The organism is Klebsiella sp. 4_1_44FAA, assembly GCF_000238715.1.
Lineage (GTDB): Bacteria > Pseudomonadota > Gammaproteobacteria > Enterobacterales > Enterobacteriaceae > Klebsiella > Klebsiella pneumoniae.
In genome coordinates this window covers 535,865-552,146 of sequence record NZ_JH414798.1, presented here as the reverse complement: position 1 = coordinate 552,146, position 16,282 = coordinate 535,865, and the positions used below count along the sequence as shown (strand labels likewise).

Here is a 16,282-nt window from a genome sequence, read left to right as displayed (position 1 = left end):
CCTTACGCCGCTTTCGGCTGTTTTTCATACAGGAAATGGAGGATCTGCTGGCGCAGATGGTGATACCGGCTGTCGTCGGCCAGCTGAACGCGGTGGCGCGGACGCGGCAGATCGACCGCGAGGATCTCGCCGACCGTCGCCGCCGGACCGTTGGTCATCATCAGCACCCGATCCGAGAGCAGCACCGCTTCATCAACGTCGTGGGTGATCATGACGATGGTGGTATTGAGCTCCTGCTGGATATGCATCACCGTGTCCTGGAGGTGGGCGCGGGTCAGCGCATCCAGGGCGCCGAAGGGCTCATCAAGCAGCAGCACTTTCGGCTTCATCGCCAGCGCCCGGGCGATACCCACCCGCTGCTTCATGCCGCCGGAGATCTCCCCGGGACGTTTGTGCAGCGCATGACCCATCTGTACGCGCGCCAGGTTGTGTTCGATCCACTCCCGGCGCTCACTCTTGCTCATGGTGCGACGGAACACCTGATCCACCGCCAGCGCCACATTGTCGAAACAGCTCAGCCACGGCAGCAGCGAGTGGTTCTGGAAAACCACCGCCCGCTCCGGCCCGGGACCGGCGATTTCCCGGTTATCACACAGTAGTCCGCCCTCGGTAGGGGTGGTGATCCCGGCGATCAGGTTCAGCAGGGTCGATTTTCCGCAACCCGAGTGGCCGATCAGGCTAATGGTCTCCCCTTCGACGATATCGAAGGAGACATTCTGCAGCGCCAGGAACTCGCCGCTGGCGGTGTTGAAGCGTTGGCTGACGGCCTGCACCTGAATTAATGGTTTCATGTTGGCTCCTTATTTTTCCTGCCAGCTAAAGCGGCGAGCGAGCAGCATCAGGCCCTGCTCCAGCAGCAGGCCGACGACGCCGATAATGACGATGGCGATGATGATGTTTTCCATATTGAGGTTGTTCCACTCGTTCCAGATCCAGAAGCCGATCCCCAGCCCGCCGGTAAGCATTTCCGCCGCCACGATCACCAGCCAGGCGATGCCGATGGAGAGGCGCACGCCGGTAAGCACCGCCGGCAGCACCGCCGGAAAGAGGATTTTGCGCATCACCGTCCACTCCGAGAGCTGGAGGACGCGGGCGACGTTGAGATAGTCCTGCGGGATCCGCCGCACACCCTCCGCGGTGTTGATCACCATCGGCCAGATGGAGCAGATAAAAATGGTCCAGCTGGAAGCCGGCTCCGCCTTCTGGAACAGCAGCAGGCCAATCGGCAGCCAGGCCAGCGGGCTGACCGGGCGCAGCAGAGCAATCAGCGGATTAAACATGCGGGCGAAGAACAGCGAACGGCCGATCAAAAACCCCAGCGGAATGCCCGCCAGCGCCGCCAGGCCGAAGCCCACCGCCACGCGCTGCAGGGAGGCCAGCACGTTCCAGCCGATGCCCATGTCATTGGGCCCGTCCTGATAGAACGGATCGGCAAACAGGGTCAGCGCCGAGTCCAGCGTGCTCAGCGGCGTGGGAAAGCCTTTGCTATGCATCGCCGCCAGCTGCCAGGCCAGCAGCAGCACTCCCAGCCCCAACAGCGGGGGCAGCAGGCGCTGGGTGAGCTCACGCAGCCAGCGCGTGACGGCCGGCGTGGTGCGCCGGACCTGCACCGGCGGCAGGATAATCACTTCGCCAGGCGCGTTGTCCACGCTGACGACCGGTTGCTTACGTTGTGCCTGCTTCATCTCATGCCCCCTTACGTTGAATAGAGAAATGGCGGGCGTAGCCTTCCGGGTCGGACCCGTTCCATACCGTCCCGTCCATTAGTGTGCTGCTGCGCATCCTGGCTGCCGGCGCGCTGATCCCTCCTACCGCCTGGGCGGCAGCCTGCCAGACATCGATGCGGTTAATGCGCGACGCCACCGCGAGGTAATCCGGTGCCTGCTTCAGCAACCCCCAGCGGCGGAACTGGGTGAGGAACCACATCCCGTCCGACAGCCACGGGAAACTCACCTCGCCCCCGGCCCAGAAGCGCATCGGATGGGCATCCTGCCAGCGGCGGCCAAGGCCGTTGTCATACTCTCCAAGCATCCGGCCGGTGAGGTATTGCTCCTTGGTATTGAGCCAGCCGCGTCTGGCGAGCAGGCGGGCCGTCTCCCGGGTGTTCTCCGGCGAGGCGGCGATCCAGCGCTGCGCCTCCATCAGGGCCGCCACCAGCGCGCGGGCGGTGTTCGGGTTGCGTTCCACCCAGTCGCGACGGGTGCCCAGCACCTTTTCCGGATGCTCGGGCCAGATATCCTGGGAAGTGGCCGCGGTGAAGCCGATACGGTCGTTAATGGCGCGGGCGTTCCACGGCTCGCCGACGCAAAAGCCGCTCATATTGCCGATGCGCATGTTCATCACCATCTGCGGCGGCGGCACCACGACGGTGCGCACATCGTTGAAGGGATCGATGCCGGCGCTCGCCAGCCAGTAGTAAAGCCACATGGCATGGGTGCCGGTAGGAAAGGTATGGGCGAAGGTGTAACTGCCCGGCGCGCTGCGGTCGATCAGCCGCTTCAGCCCGCCGAGGTCGGTCACCCCTTTCTCCTGCAGCTCGCTGGAGAGGGTAATCGCCTGGCCATTGCGGTTGAGGGTCATCAGATTGGCCATCGCCTGCGGCTTGCTGGCGATCCCCAGTTCGAGGCCGTACAGCAGGCCATAGAGAATATGCGCCGCGTCGAGCTCGCCGGCCACCAGCTTGTCGCGCACCGCCGCCCAGCTGGCTTCCTTACTCGCCACCAGGGTGATGCCATATTTTTGGTCAAACCCCTTCGCCGCGGCGATGGCCAGCGGCGCGCAATCGGTCAGCGGAATAAATCCGACCCGCACGCGGGTTTGCTCCGGTTTGTCCGAGCCGCCGGCCCAGGCGGCCTGCATCACGCCCGGCAGCAGCATCGCGCTGCCCAGCGCGGCCCCTGCCTGCAGCAAGCGCCGCCGGGAAATTGAAAATTTGTCGCCCATATCCGCTCCACCATGCGCAAAAAAAAAAGCGCCCGACAGTGCATACGCACTGCAGGACGCCTTTATCCACGGACACCCGAACCGCCATTGGTTCGTTGCCCGGACTTTTATTCACTTAATCAGTAATGCAAACGGGATGCCAGCTTTGGCAATAGCGCGCTGGCGGGCTTTTTCCCAACGCTGGCCGGTTTTTCACCTAAAAGTGCACCGCCGGCAGGCAAAGAATGCCCATCGATTGTGCATCTACTCCTTTGGTGTTAGCGGCCAAATCGCCTTCACCATCAGCAGCGCGCGGGCTATCTCAACCATGCGCTGATTTTTGTCCATGGCCATCTTGCGCAGCGTCTGCCAGGCCTGCTCCTCCTGCATTCCCTGGTGCGTCATCAGCAGACTTTTCGCTTTTTCGATCAGCTTGCGCTCTTCGAGCGCGTCTTTCAGCGAGGCCAGCTGGCTGGAGAGCTGCTGCAGCTCATAGGCCTGCTGGCGCACCAGCGGCAGTAGCTGTTTATCGAGCCGTGGCGTCACGCTATCGTCTTCCTCTCCGGCCTGCCAGCCAGGCGCGTCGTCTGCTAACAGCGCGTCAGTGGCATCCAGCAGATCGTCGATCAGTTGCTCTTCCACTTCGCGCAGTTGCTCAAGCCGTTGGGTTTGCAGGCCAAACCAGCGCAGCGCCGTTTCCCCGCCGTCGGCAGCCGGCTGGCGGGTACAGGCGATCCGCCGCAGCTGTTCAATATCCAGACCGGCGTGGCACTGGGTTCTGAACAACTGGACGGTCGCCAGGCTGCCCAGCGCCTGAAAGCTGTCGAAGCAGGGCTGCTGACCGTCAATACGGTCCACCAGCTGCTGGCGCAGGCTGTCGCTGAACTCGCCGCGGGTAAAGCCCAATGCTCCCAGCGCGCGCTCCTGGCCCACCAGCTCTTTTCCCTGCATAAAGCTGTACAGGGCGACCATCCGACCAGCCACCGGCGGATCGTCAATGCTGTCATTGAGCTGCGGGGCGATGTTCAGCAGATGGCGGATGACGCGGCTGAACTGCTCCGTCGCGGCTTCAGCGGCAATTTGCCGGCGGCCGATCTGCGCGCGTAGCGCCGGGAGCTGCGCCAGCTCGTCAACCGCTCTGGCGATTCGCCAGCACAGCGCGCTGCCGGCTACCGCGCGCGCCCGTTCGAGGCTGGCATAAAACAGGGCTAGCCGCTCGTCAACCAGCGCCCCTCCCGCCCGACACTCCGCTGTATACAGCAAGCCGCCCGAGCAAAGATAGATATTTGACGCCCCGCGCTCACACTGCAGCATATGCACCAGCGCGCTGAGCTGGCTGGCCAGTTCCCCCAGTTGGCTAAACTGCTGAAGCTGTTGTTTTTGCAGGCGACGCGCCAGCTGCAGCCAGGCCGTCGCATCGTGCGCATGACCAGTCGTATTATTCATACCCCTCCTCCGGGTTAACGCTTTATACTGCCTAAAGCAATAACCGTGCCTTTAAGAAGGAGTTTGTATGCAACGTATTGTGATCATCGCCAACGGCGCCGCCTACGGCAGCGAATCCCTGTTCAACAGCCTGCGCCTGGCCATTGCCCTGCGCGAGCAGCAGTCCGACCTCGATCTCAAGCTGTTTCTGATGTCCGACGCCGTCACCGCCGGGCTGCGGGGGCAGAAGCCGGCAGAAGGGTATAATGTGCAGCAGATGCTGGAGATCCTCACCGCCCAGCAGGTTCCCGTGAAGCTGTGTAAAACCTGCGCGGACGGCCGCGGGGTCAGCGCACTGCCGCTGGTTGACGGCGTGGAGGTTGGCACTCTCGTTGAGCTAGCCCAGTGGACCCTGGCGGCAGATAAAGTGCTGACCTTCTGAATCTGGGGCGCCAAACGGCAGGAAATATCAGGTTTCGCCGCCTGCGGAGGTAAAAAAAACGTTAGCTGAATGCTTTCAGGAACAACGTCATTTTTGTTTAATCTTTATCCCTTTTTTTGATCAAAATCAGCATCCCGACCCGCGCCGTTTGGTGTGATGCACAGAGCAAAGTGTGAACAATATCACGCGAGGACTGGGTGGGCAGGATGCTGTAGCGGGACAGAAACGGGGTATAAAATGGCGATGGTTAAAGCAAGTTTGACGTTATTTGGTGGTGACACGCTGGTGGTGCGGTGCTCAGAGCGCTGCCATATTCATCTGATGAGCGCGAAGGTCCCGGGCGACAGTCATGCGGATATTCTGAGCGTGCAGGATCGGGACAGCGCCTATCTGACGGTGCCCTACAGCGGCACCTGGAACGTGCTTATCGACAGTCACAGCCAGTCGCTGGAGCACTCCATCAGCTACGTGCCGGCCTGACCGTCACTGCCAGAACACACGCCCGGTCATGCCGGGCGTGAGATTCATGACAAACCTCATGCAATCAATGTACTTGCAGATTGCACCAGAAAAATAACAAGGAAAATCAATTTATTGATTTTCGGCTGATAACCACCAGTAAGGAAAAACCACGCTTTTTCCTTACTGGTCAGCAATCGGACGCCCGGTCATGCCGGGCGTTTTCTTTTGCGCGCGCTCAGGCCAGGCCCGGCGTCGGACTCTCGCCCAACAGCGCGCGGACGCTGGCCACCAGGTCATCGAGACTGGCATCGTGCATGCCCAGCTTGCGCAGCGCCTGCTCAAGCGAAAACAGATACTGGGCGTTGGTGCCGAGCGGCCCGCTGGCCCGGGCGATCAGCGGGGCGATAACCTGGGCACTGGTATCCGGTTCAAACAGTGGATGGCGCGGATCCATAATAAACACCAGGGCATTCACCGTCCGTCCGTCGTCCAGCTCCAGCTTGCACCAGGTGGGCAGATAGCAGCCGGTGATCATCTCCCGCTTCCACAGCAGGGTCAGCTCCTCCTCCAGCGTGTCGTCAGGCAGACGATAGGCGACGCCGGTGGTTCGGCCGCCCTCTTTGAGGGCCAGCATGCGTCCCGGCTGGCAGGCACTACCGCGCCCGGCGGTCAACCGCAGGCAAAACGCGCGGTGCCAGCCCGGCAGCGTGCCGGTGCAGGACTCGCGATAATTGAGCGCCGGGTTCCAGATAAGCGAACCGTAGCCAAAGATCCATACTGAGCCATCATCCGGGCGGCAGGCCAGCGTCGCCGCCAGCGAGGCTGCACGTTGTTCTGCCGACCAGAGTAGCGATTCCTCAATAGCGCCAAACGCTGTCTTACAATCCGCATTCATTAAGAAATCACGAGTTAACACTGTTTACTACCTCCGCCACTGCCCGCTTCCCGGCGTTCGTCTCATGCATCCGTCAATATTGCTGAAATATTATCCAGCTTTATCTTTCAATAAGCAATCAGCGGGGCGCTGGCAAGCGAAAAAGCGGCGTCAGCGATTATTTTTTCTTATGCCACTTATCATCATCGCCTTTCTCATAGCTGTTCTTCACCGCCGCCCAGGCGACTTTGTGCGCCGTCTCTTCGCGGCTGGCGTCATCGCGCCGCTCGTCTTTATCTTTATATTGATCCCAGGCGCTGTTAAACGCTTCTTTATAAATTTCCTGCGCATGGGCAGGCAGTACATGCTGAACGCTGTCGGGGAGTTCTTGTTTACTGCGATAGGGCATACTGACCTCCTGTTTAGGCATTAAGTTTAAGTCTGGTACGCAGTCGGCTGGCTATCAAGGTCAAAATGAGTAGAAAAATTATTTTAGTAATTATCTGAATAATAAGAACTAAATATAAGTAAACATAAATTATAATAAACTAATCAAGATATCCCTCGATACCCGTAAATTTAAGTAAAAAACCAGCGGTAATTTAGCAAGATCTGTTACTTTACCGCCCTACGTTTTTATAATTATAACACCTGCATAAATGGAGATGGTTCATGACCCATGCACATGAGGCGGTAAAAACCCGCCATAAGGAGTCTTCCCTCGTCTTTCCGGTGCTGGCGCTGGCGGTGCTGTTTTTCTGGGGCAGCAGCCAGTCACTGCCAGTGGTTATCGCGATCAATATCCTCGCACTGGTCGGCATTTTGAGCAGCGCCTTCAGCGTGGTCCGCCACGCCGACGTCCTCGCCCACCGCCTGGGCGAACCCTATGGCTCCCTGATTTTAAGCCTGTCGGTGGTTATCCTTGAGGTCAGTTTGATCTCTGCCTTAATGGCCACCGGCGACGCCGCGCCGACCTTGATGCGGGATACCCTCTACTCCATTATTATGATCGTCACCGGCGGTCTGGTCGGTTTCTCTCTGCTGCTGGGCGGGCGTAAATTCGCCACCCAATATATGAATCTGTTCGGCATTAAGCAGTATCTTATCGCCCTGTTTCCGCTAGCGATTATCGTGCTGGTCTTTCCGATGGCGCTGCCGGGCGCGAACTTCAGCACCGGGCAATCGCTGCTGGTGGCGGTAATTTCGGCGGCCATGTACGGCGTTTTCCTGCTTATTCAGACCAAAACCCATCAGAGCCTGTTTGTTTATGAGCATGAAGACGACAGCGACGATGACGACCCGCACCACGGTAAACCGTCCGCCCACAGCAGCGGGTGGCATACCGCCTGGCTGCTGGTGCACCTGGTGGCAGTGATCGCGGTTACCAAAATGAACGCTAACCCGCTGGAAACGCTGTTGACCAGCATGAATGCCCCGGTGGCCTTTACAGGCTTCCTGGTGGCTCTGCTGATCCTGTCGCCGGAAGGCCTTGGCGCCCTGAAAGCGGTGCTCAACAATCAGGTTCAGCGGGCGATGAATCTGTTTTTCGGCTCCGTGCTGGCCACCATATCGCTGACGGTCCCGGTGGTCACCCTCATCGCCTTCCTGACCGGCAATGAGCTGCGCTTTGGCCTTGGCGCCCCGGAGATGGTGGTGATGGTCGCCTCGCTGGTGCTGTGCCATATCTCCTTCTCCACCGGACGCACCAATGTGCTGAACGGCGCGGCCCACATGGCGCTGTTCGCCGCCTATCTGATGACCATTTTCGCCTGACCCCGCTTTCCCACCCGGCGGAGTCCGGGCGAAAAAAAGCCTGCCGGTTTTGACGCCGGCAGGCTTTTTTACTGATGCAGTCAGGCTTACTTGCTGGTATCCAGCTCGTCGAAGCTTTTCACCAGATCGTCAATCGCTTTCATCTGTTTGAGGAACGGCTCCAGTTTATCCAGCGGCAGCGCGGACGGGCCGTCGCATTTCGCGTGGTCCGGATCCGGATGCGCTTCAATAAACAGACCGGCGATACCTACCGCCATACCGGCGCGGGCCAGCTCGCTCACCTGCGCACGACGACCGCCGGAGGCTGCGCCAAACGGGTCGCGGCACTGCAGCGCGTGGGTGACGTCGAAAATGACCGGCGAGTTGTTGGAGGCTTTCTTCATCACGCCGAAGCCGAGCATATCCACGACCAGGTTGTCGTAACCGAAGTTCGCGCCGCGGTCGCAGAGGATTACTTTGTCGTTACCCCCTTCGATAAACTTATCGACGATGTTGCCCATCTGACCCGGGCTGACAAACTGCGGCTTCTTGACGTTGATCACCGCCCCGGTCTTCGCCATCGCTTCCACCAGGTCAGTCTGGCGCGCGAGGAAAGCCGGAAGCTGGATCACGTCCACCACGTCAGCTACCGGCTGCGCCTGGCTGGCTTCATGAACGTCGGTGATGATTTTCACGCCAAAGGTCTGCTTCAGCTCCTGGAAAATCTTCATCCCTTCTTCCAGACCCGGCCCACGATAGGAGTGGATGGAGGAACGGTTGGCTTTATCAAAGGAGGCTTTGAAGACGTAGGGAATACCAAGCTTCTGCGTAACGGTGACATAATGTTCGCAGATACGCATCGCCAGGTCGCGCGACTCCAGCACGTTCATCCCGCCGAACAGCACGAACGGCAGGTCGTTCGCTACGTTGATATCACCAATGCTAACCACTTTTTGTTTCATAAGTTCGCCTTATCAGGGTGTAACCGGAATGGTTCCAGACTAATGCAATGTAATTTGTTTATGCGAAATCGTGTTGATCTGCGCGCGGATCATCTCGCTGATCGGATCCTCCGGGCACTGCTCAACGAAATAGCTCAGATCCAACAGCGCCACGTGATCGCAGTCCAGCTGGGCGTATATCAGCCCCCGGTCGCGGATCTCATACGGATCTTCCGGATTAAACTGCAGCAGCGCTTCGCTGGCGCGCAGGGCCAGCTCCATCTGCCGCTCTTCCATCAGCGCCGACTTCAGGGTGTCCAGCAGCTTGCGGATCACCTCGGCGTTATCCGCTTCGTCGAGATCTTCATTAAACAGTTCCGCCACCGGCCCGATGTTGCCCTTCAGCCATACCTCCAGGGTATGCTCGTCGAGGGTCTCGCCGTTAAACGGATTAATCAGCCACATCTCTTCGCTGGTTTCCGGGTCCGCACGCAGCAGCATCTGGGTCGGGAAGATCACCGGCACCACCGGCAGCGCCAGGCGCTGGGCGATCCACAGCAGGATCGCGCCTAACGACACCGCGCTCCCCTGGCGGTTAACCAGCACTTTATCCAGCCATAGCGCGTCGGAAAGACGATACACGCCCTGCGAGGCGCCAAAGCCCCACTCGTCATAAAACAGCTCCAGCAATCGTTCTATCTGGCGCTCCTGGTCCCACGACGGCGCAATCTCCTCCTGCGCGAGGCGCAGCAATCGCTGCAGCTCTTCCTCGACAAAACGCGACGGAAAAATCGTCGCGGACCTGTTCAGAAATGAGGACCATGCCATCACACAATGGCGCTTTGTTAAATTCGAAATCCGCTAATGACCCCATGACCTACCCCAGTATCGGTATTCTTGTGATGGCGAGTTGAATGATGATAAACAACACCACCAGCGCCAGCAGGAACGCGATAAAGCGGCTCTGCTGGCTGCGCGGACGACGACGGCCCAACGCGATAAAACCTAATGCGATGTAAATGATAACGCCAAACAGCTTTTCAGTCAGCCATGCGCCGTCTTCTGTGAACGGCAGGTAGTGCGTTATCGCCATTAACCCCGCGCCGCTGAGAAACAGCAGCGTATCGCTGCAGTGCGGCGCAATTCGCACCCACCGCTGGTTCAGCAGCGGGCTCTGGTGATACATCCACCAGTAACGTAAAACGAACAATCCTACCGACACCGCCACTGTGGCAATGTGCAGGTAGAGGACAGCCGTGAATAAGTTCATCAGCCAACATTCTCCATGTCGGGTAAACGTCCGAGGGTCAGACGCTCATTGTCGCCATAGTCGCGACAGGTCGCGACGTCCAGATAGCCCGCTTCGCGGAACAGCGCGCGAACCGCCTCGCCCTGAGTCCAGCCATGCTCCAGCAGCATCCAACCGCCGGGCTGCAGATACTGCCGTCCCTCGCGGATGATATGCGCCAGATCGGCCAGCCCCTGGTCGCCTGCGACCAGCGCCGTCAACGGCTCAAAGCGCACATCGCCTTCGGCGAGATGCGGGTCGGCGGCGTCGATATAGGGGGGATTGCTGACGATCGTGGCGAAGCGCTGCCCGTCCAGCGCGCTAAACCAGTCGCTTTGACTTATCGTCACGTTAGCGATGCCCAGATGTTCGGCATTGCGCAACGCCAGCGCCACGGCGTCCGGCATCACGTCCACCGCGGTGACCTCACAGTCCGGACGTTCGCTGGCCAGCGCCAGGGCAATGGCGCCGGTCCCGGTGCCGAGGTCGAGAATACGGCACGGCGCGGTTGGCAGACGCGCCAGCGCCTGCTCTACCAGACATTCGGTATCCGGGCGGGGGATCAGCGTCGCCGGGGAGACGAACAGCGGCAGCGACCAAAACTCGCGCTGCCCGACCAGATGAGCAATAGGTTCCCCGCGCTGGCGTCGCACCAGGAGCGCCTCCAGCCTCGCCGCCTCGTCAGCAGAGAGCGTCGTTTCACCGAAGGCCAAAATCCAGGTTCGCGCCCGGCCGGTAACGTGTCCCAGCAGGATCTCGGCGTCGCGTCGTGGGCTGTCGCTCTCCGCCAGGCGGGCGATCGCCTGATGCAGCCAGGCCTGAAAGGTCATCATTCCTGCTCGGACAGCGCCGCCAGCTGATCGGCCTGATGTTCCTGGACAATCGGCTCAATCAGCATGTCGAGTTTGCCCTCCATCGCCTCATCCAGACGGTAGAGCGTCAGGTTGATGCGGTGGTCGGTCACGCGGCCCTGCGGGAAGTTATAGGTGCGATTGCGGTCGCTGCGGTCGCCGCTGCCCAGCAGGTTGCGGCGCGTGGAGGCTTCCGCCTGCTGACGTTTGGCCACTTCGGCGGCGCGAATGCGCGCGCCCAGCACCGACAGCGCCTTGGCTTTGTTTTTATGCTGAGAACGCTCGTCCTGGCACTCCACCACGATGCCGGTGGGCAGGTGGGTAATGCGGATAGCCGAGTCGGTGGTGTTAACGTGCTGACCGCCTGCCCCGGAGGAACGGAAGGTATCGATGCGCAGATCTGCCGGGTTAATGTCCGGCATTTCGGCTTCCGGCAGCTCCGGCATCACCGCCACCGTACAGGCGGAGGTGTGGATCCGCCCCTGCGATTCGGTGGCCGGCACACGCTGCACGCGATGGCCGCCGGATTCAAATTTGAGCCGACCATAGACGCCGTCACCGCTGATCTTGGCGATCACCTCTTTAAAGCCGCCGTGCTCACCTTCGTTGGCGCTGAGGATCTCTACCTGCCAGCGGCGCGATTCTGCGTAACGGGTGTACATGCGGAATAGATCGCCGGCAAACAGCGCTGCTTCGTCGCCGCCGGTCCCGGCGCGCACTTCCACGAAGGCGTTACGCTCGTCATCAGGATCTTTCGGCAGGAGGAGAACCTGCAGCTGTTGCTCCAGCTGGTCGCCTTTTTCTTTGGCGTCACGCAGCTCTTCCTGCGCCATTTCGCGCATTTCCGGATCGTCGAGCATCATCTGCGCGGTTTCAATATCCTCCTGCACCTGACGCCAGTCGGTATAGCAGCGCGCCACATCGCTCAGTTGAGCATACTCCCGCGACAGCGCGCGGAATTTATCCTGATCGGCAATCGTCGCGGCATCGCCGAGCAGCGCCTGCACTTCTTCATGGCGCTCGTACAACGCTTCCAGTTTGGCAACAATAGAAGACTTCATAGGCGTGAATTCACCCTGTCCTGAAAATAAGAGAAAGGTGCGCTATTCCAGCCCGAGGCTGTTGCGCAGAATATGCAGACGTTCGTCGTCCCCGTCACGGGCGGCCTGCTGAAGAGATTTGGTTGGCGCGTGGATCAGGCGGTTAGTGAGCTTGCGCGCCAGATCCTGCATAATTTCCTGGGCATCACCGCCCTGCTCCAGCGCGGCCAGCGCTTTCGCCGTCAGCTCCTCACGGACCTGCTCAGACTGAGAACGGTATTCGCGAATGGTCTCGCTGGCGCTCTGCGCGCGCAGCCAGGCCATAAATTCGCTGGTTTCCTGCTCGACGATCGATTCCGCCTGCACCGCGGCAGCCTTACGCTGCGCCAGGTTATGCTGAATGATGTTTTGCAAATCGTCGACGCTGTAGAGGTAGGCGTTAGCCAGTTTGCCGACCTCTGGTTCAACGTCGCGCGGGACGGCGATATCCACCAGCAGCATCGGCTGGTTACGCCGCGCCTTAAGCGCACGCTCCACCATGCCTTTGCCGATGATCGGCAGCGGGCTGGCGGTGGAGCTGATAATGATGTCGGCCTCTTTCAGCCGTTCGTCGATATCGCTGAGGGCTATCACCTCGGCGCCCACTTCCTCCGCCAGCGCCTGGGCGCGTTCACGGGTGCGGTTGGCGATCACCATTTTGCGCACGTGATGTTCGCGAAGATGGCGCGCTACCAGCTCAATGGTTTCACCGGCGCCGACCAGTAACACGGTGACGCTGGAGAGCGATTCAAAGATTTGCCGCGCCAGGGTACAGGCGGCGAAAGCCACAGAGACCGCGCTGGCGCCGATATCGGTTTCGGTACGCACGCGCTTAGCCACTGAAAAGGATTTCTGGAACATCCGCTCCAGCTCGCTGACGTTAAGATGGCCGCGGCTGGAGTCGGCGAAGGCTTTTTTCACCTGGCCGAGGATCTGCGGCTCGCCCAGCACCAGCGAATCGAGGCCGCTGGCGACGCGCATCAGATGGCTGACGGCGTCATTACCCTGATGCCAGTAAAGGCTTTTTCGCAGGTCTTCTTCGTTGAGGCCGTGGTAGTTGCACAGCCAGCGGATCAGCGCTTCCTGCAGGTTATCCTGCTCTTCGACGCTGAGATAGAGTTCCGTGCGGTTGCAGGTCGACAGCACCACCCCACCCTGCACCATCGGCTGAGCCAGCAAGCTCTCCAGCGCCTTATCGAGCGTTTCCGGCGAAAACGTGACGCGTTCTCGCAGGGCGACCGGAGCTGTTTTGTGATTGATGCCAAGAGCTAAAAGGGTCATTGTGAGGGAGTAGTACCAGCGTTGCTAAGGTTAGTCTGAGTGCATCATACAGGATGCGCGTAATCAATAAAAGAGAGGCTCCCCTTTTGGAGTAATAGTTAAAGCAAGACCGCCATTAAGGTTAATTTTTTGATTTCAGACAACTTGAACGTAGACGCTATGGCCCGGCGACGCTAGCATTAAGGGTTATAAATGTAACCTGCTACACAAATCGGCCCGCTGTTCCCTGTCGCCGTTTTTCCCTGTAGACATCAAGGATTTGTCATCATTATGAATCGACTGTTCCGCCTGCTGCCGCTGGCCAGCCTCGTCCTCACCGCCTGTTCTCTTCATACGCCGCAAGGGCCTGGCAAAAGCCCGGATTCGCCGCAGTGGCGTCAGCACCAGCAGGCTGTCCGCAGCCTCAATCAGTTCCAGACCCGCGGGGCGTTTGCCTATCTTTCCGATGAGCAAAAAGTCTATGCCCGCTTCTTCTGGCAGCAAACCGGCCAGGACCGCTATCGCCTGCTGCTGACCAACCCGCTGGGCAGCACCGAGCTGTCGCTGACCGCGCAGCCGGGCAGCGTGCAGCTGATCGATAACAAAGGCCAGACCTATACCGCCACTGATGCCGAAGAGATGATTGGCCGTCTGACCGGGATGCCGATCCCGTTGAACAGCCTGCGCCAGTGGATCATCGGCCTGCCGGGCGACGCCACCGACTATTCGCTGGACGATCGGTACCGTCTGCGTGAACTGAACTATACGCAAAACGGCAAAACCTGGCACGTGACCTACGGCGGCTACACCAGCGATACCCAGCCAGCCCTACCGTCCAATGTCGAGCTGAACAATGGCGCTCAGCGCATCAAGCTGAAGATGGATAACTGGATCGTGAAATGATGACCCGCTGGCCCTCTCCTGCAAAACTGAATCTGTTTTTATATATCACCGGCCAGCGGGCCGATGGTTACCATACCCTGCAAACGCTGTTTCAGTTTCTCGATTACGGCGATACGTTGACCATCGAACCGCGTAGTGACGGCCAACTGCGCCTGCTGACGCCGGTGGCCGGCGTGCCGGACGAGGAGAATCTGATCGTTCGCGCCGCGCGTCTGCTGATGCATGCCGCCAGCGAAAGCGATCGCCTGCCGGCGGGCAGCGGCGCCGATATCAGTATCGATAAGCGCCTGCCGATGGGCGGCGGCCTGGGCGGTGGCTCCTCCAATGCCGCCACCGTGCTGGTGGCGCTCAACCATCTGTGGGGCTGCGGTCTCTCGGAAGATGAGCTGGCGACTCTTGGCCTTCAGCTGGGGGCCGATGTGCCGGTTTTCGTGCGCGGCCATGCCGCCTTCGCCGAGGGGGTGGGTGAAATACTGACGCCGGTAGAACCCGAGGAAAAATGGTACCTGGTGGCCCACCCGGGGGTCAGTATTCCGACGCCGATCATTTTTCGCGATCCGGAGCTACCACGAAATACCCCGCGCCGGTCAATTAATACGTTATTAAATTGTGAATTCAGCAACGATTGCGAGCTTATCGCAAGAAAACGTTTTCGCGAGGTTGATGCCGCGCTTTCCTGGCTGTTAGAATATGCGCCGTCACGCCTGACCGGCACAGGGGCCTGTGTGTTTGCTGAATTTAACACCGAATCCGCTGCCCGTCAGGTGCTAGACACTGCCCCGGCATGGCTAAATGGCTTTGTGGCGCGCGGAGTTAACCTTTCGCCGCTCAAGCAGGCCCTGCTCTGAATCCTGCGCCGTGATGGCACATTGATAATGAGTCAGCCGGGGAAATTGAGTTACGGTGACAACGTCACCCTGTTCCAGACGTTGCATCGTGCTCTTTAAATACACCGACTGGATCGAATGGCGCCATCCCGCACATTATTGGCCCATTCATCCACCACTGGACGCATGCCTGAGGTTCTTCTCGTGCCTGATATGAAGCTTTTTGCTGGTAACGCCACCCCGGAACTAGCACAACGTATTGCCAACCGCCTGTACACTTCTCTTGGCGACGCCGCTGTAGGTCGTTTTAGCGACGGCGAAGTCAGCGTACAAATCAATGAAAACGTACGCGGTGGTGATATTTTCATCATCCAGTCCACTTGTGCTCCCACCAATGACAACCTGATGGAACTGGTTGTTATGGTTGATGCTCTGCGTCGTGCTTCGGCAGGTCGTATCACCGCCGTTATCCCTTACTTCGGTTATGCTCGTCAGGACCGTCGTGTTCGTTCTGCTCGTGTGCCAATCACCGCGAAAGTGGTGGCGGATTTTCTGTCCAGCGTCGGCGTTGACCGCGTGCTGACCGTTGACCTGCACGCAGAACAGATCCAGGGCTTCTTCGATGTGCCAGTCGATAACGTGTTCGGCAGCCCAATCCTGCTGGAAGATATGCTGCAGCTGAACCTGGACAACCCGATTGTGGTTTCTCCGGACATCGGCGGCGTCGTGCGTGCCCGCGCTATCGCTAAACTGCTGAATGATACCGATATGGCTATCATCGACAAGCGCCGTCCGCGCGCCAACGTCTCCCAGGTGATGCACATCATCGGCGACGTTGCCGGTCGTGACTGCGTGATGGTCGACGATATGATCGACACCGGCGGCACCCTGTGTAAAGCGGCAGAAGCGCTGAAAGAGCGTGGCGCGAAACGCGTATTCGCTTACGCAACGCACCCAATTTTCTCCGGCAACGCTATCCAGAACATCAAAAACTCTGTCATTGATGAATTTGTCGTCTGCGATACCATTCCGCTGGCACCAGAAATTAAAGCGCTGGATAAAGTGCGTACTCTGACGCTCTCCGGTATGCTGGCTGAAGCTATTCGCCGTATCAGCAATGAAGAATCTATCTCTGCTATGTTCGAACATTAATCGAGCCCAGCACAAAAACCCGCTGCGGCGGGTTTTTTTGTCTCCGCACCTTATTTGTATGATCAATGCCTCCTTCACCTGCCATTTAGTTGACAGATGATGCG

The 16,282-nt window shown here is 59.3% G+C and carries 17 protein-coding genes and 1 pseudogene; 6 read left to right on the top strand and 12 right to left on the bottom strand.

The window, feature by feature from the left end; translation table 11 throughout:
* Positions 1 to 2 precede the first annotated feature (2 nt).
* From HMPREF1024_RS22945 to nasR, 4 genes are all read right to left on the bottom strand, one after another.
* Positions 3 to 791, bottom strand: a complete 789-nt coding sequence (locus HMPREF1024_RS22945; RefSeq protein ID WP_004145418.1) for an ABC transporter ATP-binding protein — start codon at positions 789 to 791, stop codon at positions 3 to 5.
* A 9-nt stretch (positions 792 to 800) separates the two neighbouring features.
* Entirely contained in the window at positions 801 to 1,685 is an 885-nt protein-coding gene (ntrB, locus tag HMPREF1024_RS22950; RefSeq protein WP_009307596.1) for a nitrate ABC transporter permease, read from the bottom strand.
* Between the two features lies 1 nt (position 1,686).
* Positions 1,687 to 2,943, bottom strand: a complete 1,257-nt coding sequence (locus HMPREF1024_RS22955; RefSeq protein WP_009307595.1) for a CmpA/NrtA family ABC transporter substrate-binding protein — start codon at positions 2,941 to 2,943, stop codon at positions 1,687 to 1,689.
* A gap of 243 nt (positions 2,944 to 3,186) precedes the next feature.
* Positions 3,187 to 4,368: a nitrate regulatory protein NasR gene (gene nasR / locus HMPREF1024_RS22960; RefSeq protein ID WP_009307594.1), complete on the bottom strand. Its 1,182-nt coding sequence runs from the start codon at positions 4,366 to 4,368 to the stop codon at positions 3,187 to 3,189.
* 67 nt (positions 4,369 to 4,435) lie between these two features.
* Between nasR and HMPREF1024_RS22965 the strand changes: the two genes are divergently transcribed.
* Both HMPREF1024_RS22965 and HMPREF1024_RS22970 read left to right on the top strand, forming a co-directional pair.
* Positions 4,436 to 4,789 carry a DsrE/DsrF/TusD sulfur relay family protein gene (locus HMPREF1024_RS22965; RefSeq protein ID WP_002910380.1) on the top strand — a complete coding sequence of 118 codons (354 nt, stop codon included), beginning with the start codon at positions 4,436 to 4,438 and terminating at the stop codon, positions 4,787 to 4,789.
* 237 nt (positions 4,790 to 5,026) lie between these two features.
* On the top strand, positions 5,027 to 5,269 hold the full coding sequence (locus HMPREF1024_RS22970; protein WP_002910387.1) for a DUF1883 domain-containing protein: 243 nt from the start codon (positions 5,027 to 5,029) through the stop codon (positions 5,267 to 5,269).
* A 217-nt stretch (positions 5,270 to 5,486) separates the two neighbouring features.
* On the opposite strand, the gene HMPREF1024_RS22975 is transcribed toward HMPREF1024_RS22970, so the two are convergent.
* Positions 5,487 to 6,167, bottom strand: coding sequence for a gamma-glutamylcyclotransferase (locus tag HMPREF1024_RS22975; protein ID WP_004152258.1), 681 nt, complete (start codon positions 6,165 to 6,167; stop codon positions 5,487 to 5,489).
* A 136-nt stretch (positions 6,168 to 6,303) separates the two neighbouring features.
* Complete coding sequence (gene chaB / locus HMPREF1024_RS22980) at positions 6,304 to 6,534, bottom strand: putative cation transport regulator ChaB (protein ID WP_002910389.1); 231 nt, start codon at positions 6,532 to 6,534, stop codon at positions 6,304 to 6,306.
* A gap of 263 nt (positions 6,535 to 6,797) precedes the next feature.
* Between chaB and chaA the strand changes: the two genes are divergently transcribed.
* Positions 6,798 to 7,898 (top strand): sodium-potassium/proton antiporter ChaA, encoded by a 1,101-nt coding sequence (gene chaA / locus HMPREF1024_RS22985; RefSeq protein ID WP_002910392.1) that lies wholly within the window; start codon positions 6,798 to 6,800, stop codon positions 7,896 to 7,898.
* An 86-nt stretch (positions 7,899 to 7,984) separates the two neighbouring features.
* Here the strand turns inward: chaA and kdsA are convergent, their stop codons facing one another.
* From kdsA to hemA, 6 genes and pseudogenes are all read right to left on the bottom strand, one after another.
* Entirely contained in the window at positions 7,985 to 8,839 is an 855-nt protein-coding gene (gene kdsA / locus HMPREF1024_RS22990; RefSeq protein WP_002910393.1) for a 3-deoxy-8-phosphooctulonate synthase, read from the bottom strand.
* Between the two features lie 39 nt (positions 8,840 to 8,878).
* A pseudogene (gene sirB1, locus HMPREF1024_RS22995) lies at positions 8,879 to 9,692 on the bottom strand (invasion regulator SirB1).
* Positions 9,693 to 9,695: 3 nt separating this feature from the next.
* Positions 9,696 to 10,088, bottom strand: a complete 393-nt coding sequence (gene sirB2 / locus HMPREF1024_RS23000; protein WP_004145428.1) for an invasion regulator SirB2 — start codon at positions 10,086 to 10,088, stop codon at positions 9,696 to 9,698.
* The gene (prmC, locus tag HMPREF1024_RS23005; RefSeq protein WP_004891138.1) at positions 10,088 to 10,936 is read right to left on the bottom strand and encodes a peptide chain release factor N(5)-glutamine methyltransferase; all 849 of its coding nucleotides are present in this window, start codon (positions 10,934 to 10,936) and stop codon (positions 10,088 to 10,090) included. Before prmC ends, sirB2 begins: the two co-directional genes overlap by 1 nt.
* Entirely contained in the window at positions 10,936 to 12,018 is a 1,083-nt protein-coding gene (gene prfA / locus HMPREF1024_RS23010) for a peptide chain release factor 1 (protein ID WP_002910403.1), read from the bottom strand. The genes prmC and prfA overlap by 1 nt, the downstream gene beginning before the upstream one ends.
* A 42-nt stretch (positions 12,019 to 12,060) precedes the next feature.
* Positions 12,061 to 13,317, bottom strand: coding sequence for a glutamyl-tRNA reductase (gene hemA, locus HMPREF1024_RS23015; RefSeq protein WP_004891136.1), 1,257 nt, complete (start codon positions 13,315 to 13,317; stop codon positions 12,061 to 12,063).
* A 270-nt stretch (positions 13,318 to 13,587) separates the two neighbouring features.
* Between hemA and lolB the strand changes: the two genes are divergently transcribed.
* From lolB to prs, 3 genes are all read left to right on the top strand, one after another.
* Positions 13,588 to 14,199 carry a lipoprotein insertase outer membrane protein LolB gene (lolB, locus tag HMPREF1024_RS23020; RefSeq protein ID WP_002910405.1) on the top strand — a complete coding sequence of 204 codons (612 nt, stop codon included), beginning with the start codon at positions 13,588 to 13,590 and terminating at the stop codon, positions 14,197 to 14,199.
* Positions 14,199 to 15,047: a 4-(cytidine 5'-diphospho)-2-C-methyl-D-erythritol kinase gene (ispE, locus tag HMPREF1024_RS23025; protein ID WP_014343188.1), complete on the top strand. Its 849-nt coding sequence runs from the start codon at positions 14,199 to 14,201 to the stop codon at positions 15,045 to 15,047. Before lolB ends, ispE begins: the two co-directional genes overlap by 1 nt.
* 183 nt (positions 15,048 to 15,230) lie before the next feature.
* Entirely contained in the window at positions 15,231 to 16,178 is a 948-nt protein-coding gene (gene prs / locus HMPREF1024_RS23030) for a ribose-phosphate diphosphokinase (protein ID WP_002910407.1), read from the top strand.
* Positions 16,179 to 16,282: the final 104 nt, after the last annotated feature.

What these genes read in the sequence shown, in the direction of transcription:
- HMPREF1024_RS22945 (WP_004145418.1), bottom strand. Translation starts at nt 791, where the DNA reads ATGAAACCATTAATTCAGGTGCAGGCCGTCAGCCAACGCTTCAACACC.
- ntrB (WP_009307596.1), bottom strand. Translation starts at nt 1,685, where the DNA reads ATGAAGCAGGCACAACGTAAGCAACCGGTCGTCAGCGTGGACAACGCG.
- HMPREF1024_RS22955 (WP_009307595.1), bottom strand. Translation starts at nt 2,943, where the DNA reads ATGGGCGACAAATTTTCAATTTCCCGGCGGCGCTTGCTGCAGGCAGGG.
- nasR (WP_009307594.1), bottom strand. Translation starts at nt 4,368, where the DNA reads ATGAATAATACGACTGGTCATGCGCACGATGCGACGGCCTGGCTGCAG.
- HMPREF1024_RS22965 (WP_002910380.1), top strand. Translation starts at nt 4,436, where the DNA reads ATGCAACGTATTGTGATCATCGCCAACGGCGCCGCCTACGGCAGCGAA.
- HMPREF1024_RS22970 (WP_002910387.1), top strand. Translation starts at nt 5,027, where the DNA reads ATGGCGATGGTTAAAGCAAGTTTGACGTTATTTGGTGGTGACACGCTG.
- chaB (WP_002910389.1), bottom strand. Translation starts at nt 6,534, where the DNA reads ATGCCCTATCGCAGTAAACAAGAACTCCCCGACAGCGTTCAGCATGTA.
- chaA (WP_002910392.1), top strand. Translation starts at nt 6,798, where the DNA reads ATGACCCATGCACATGAGGCGGTAAAAACCCGCCATAAGGAGTCTTCC.
- kdsA (WP_002910393.1), bottom strand. Translation starts at nt 8,839, where the DNA reads ATGAAACAAAAAGTGGTTAGCATTGGTGATATCAACGTAGCGAACGAC.
- sirB2 (WP_004145428.1), bottom strand. Translation starts at nt 10,088, where the DNA reads ATGAACTTATTCACGGCTGTCCTCTACCTGCACATTGCCACAGTGGCG.
- prmC (WP_004891138.1), bottom strand. Translation starts at nt 10,936, where the DNA reads ATGACCTTTCAGGCCTGGCTGCATCAGGCGATCGCCCGCCTGGCGGAG.
- prfA (WP_002910403.1), bottom strand. Translation starts at nt 12,018, where the DNA reads ATGAAGTCTTCTATTGTTGCCAAACTGGAAGCGTTGTACGAGCGCCAT.
- hemA (WP_004891136.1), bottom strand. Translation starts at nt 13,317, where the DNA reads ATGACCCTTTTAGCTCTTGGCATCAATCACAAAACAGCTCCGGTCGCC.
- lolB (WP_002910405.1), top strand. Translation starts at nt 13,588, where the DNA reads ATGAATCGACTGTTCCGCCTGCTGCCGCTGGCCAGCCTCGTCCTCACC.
- ispE (WP_014343188.1), top strand. Translation starts at nt 14,199, where the DNA reads ATGACCCGCTGGCCCTCTCCTGCAAAACTGAATCTGTTTTTATATATC.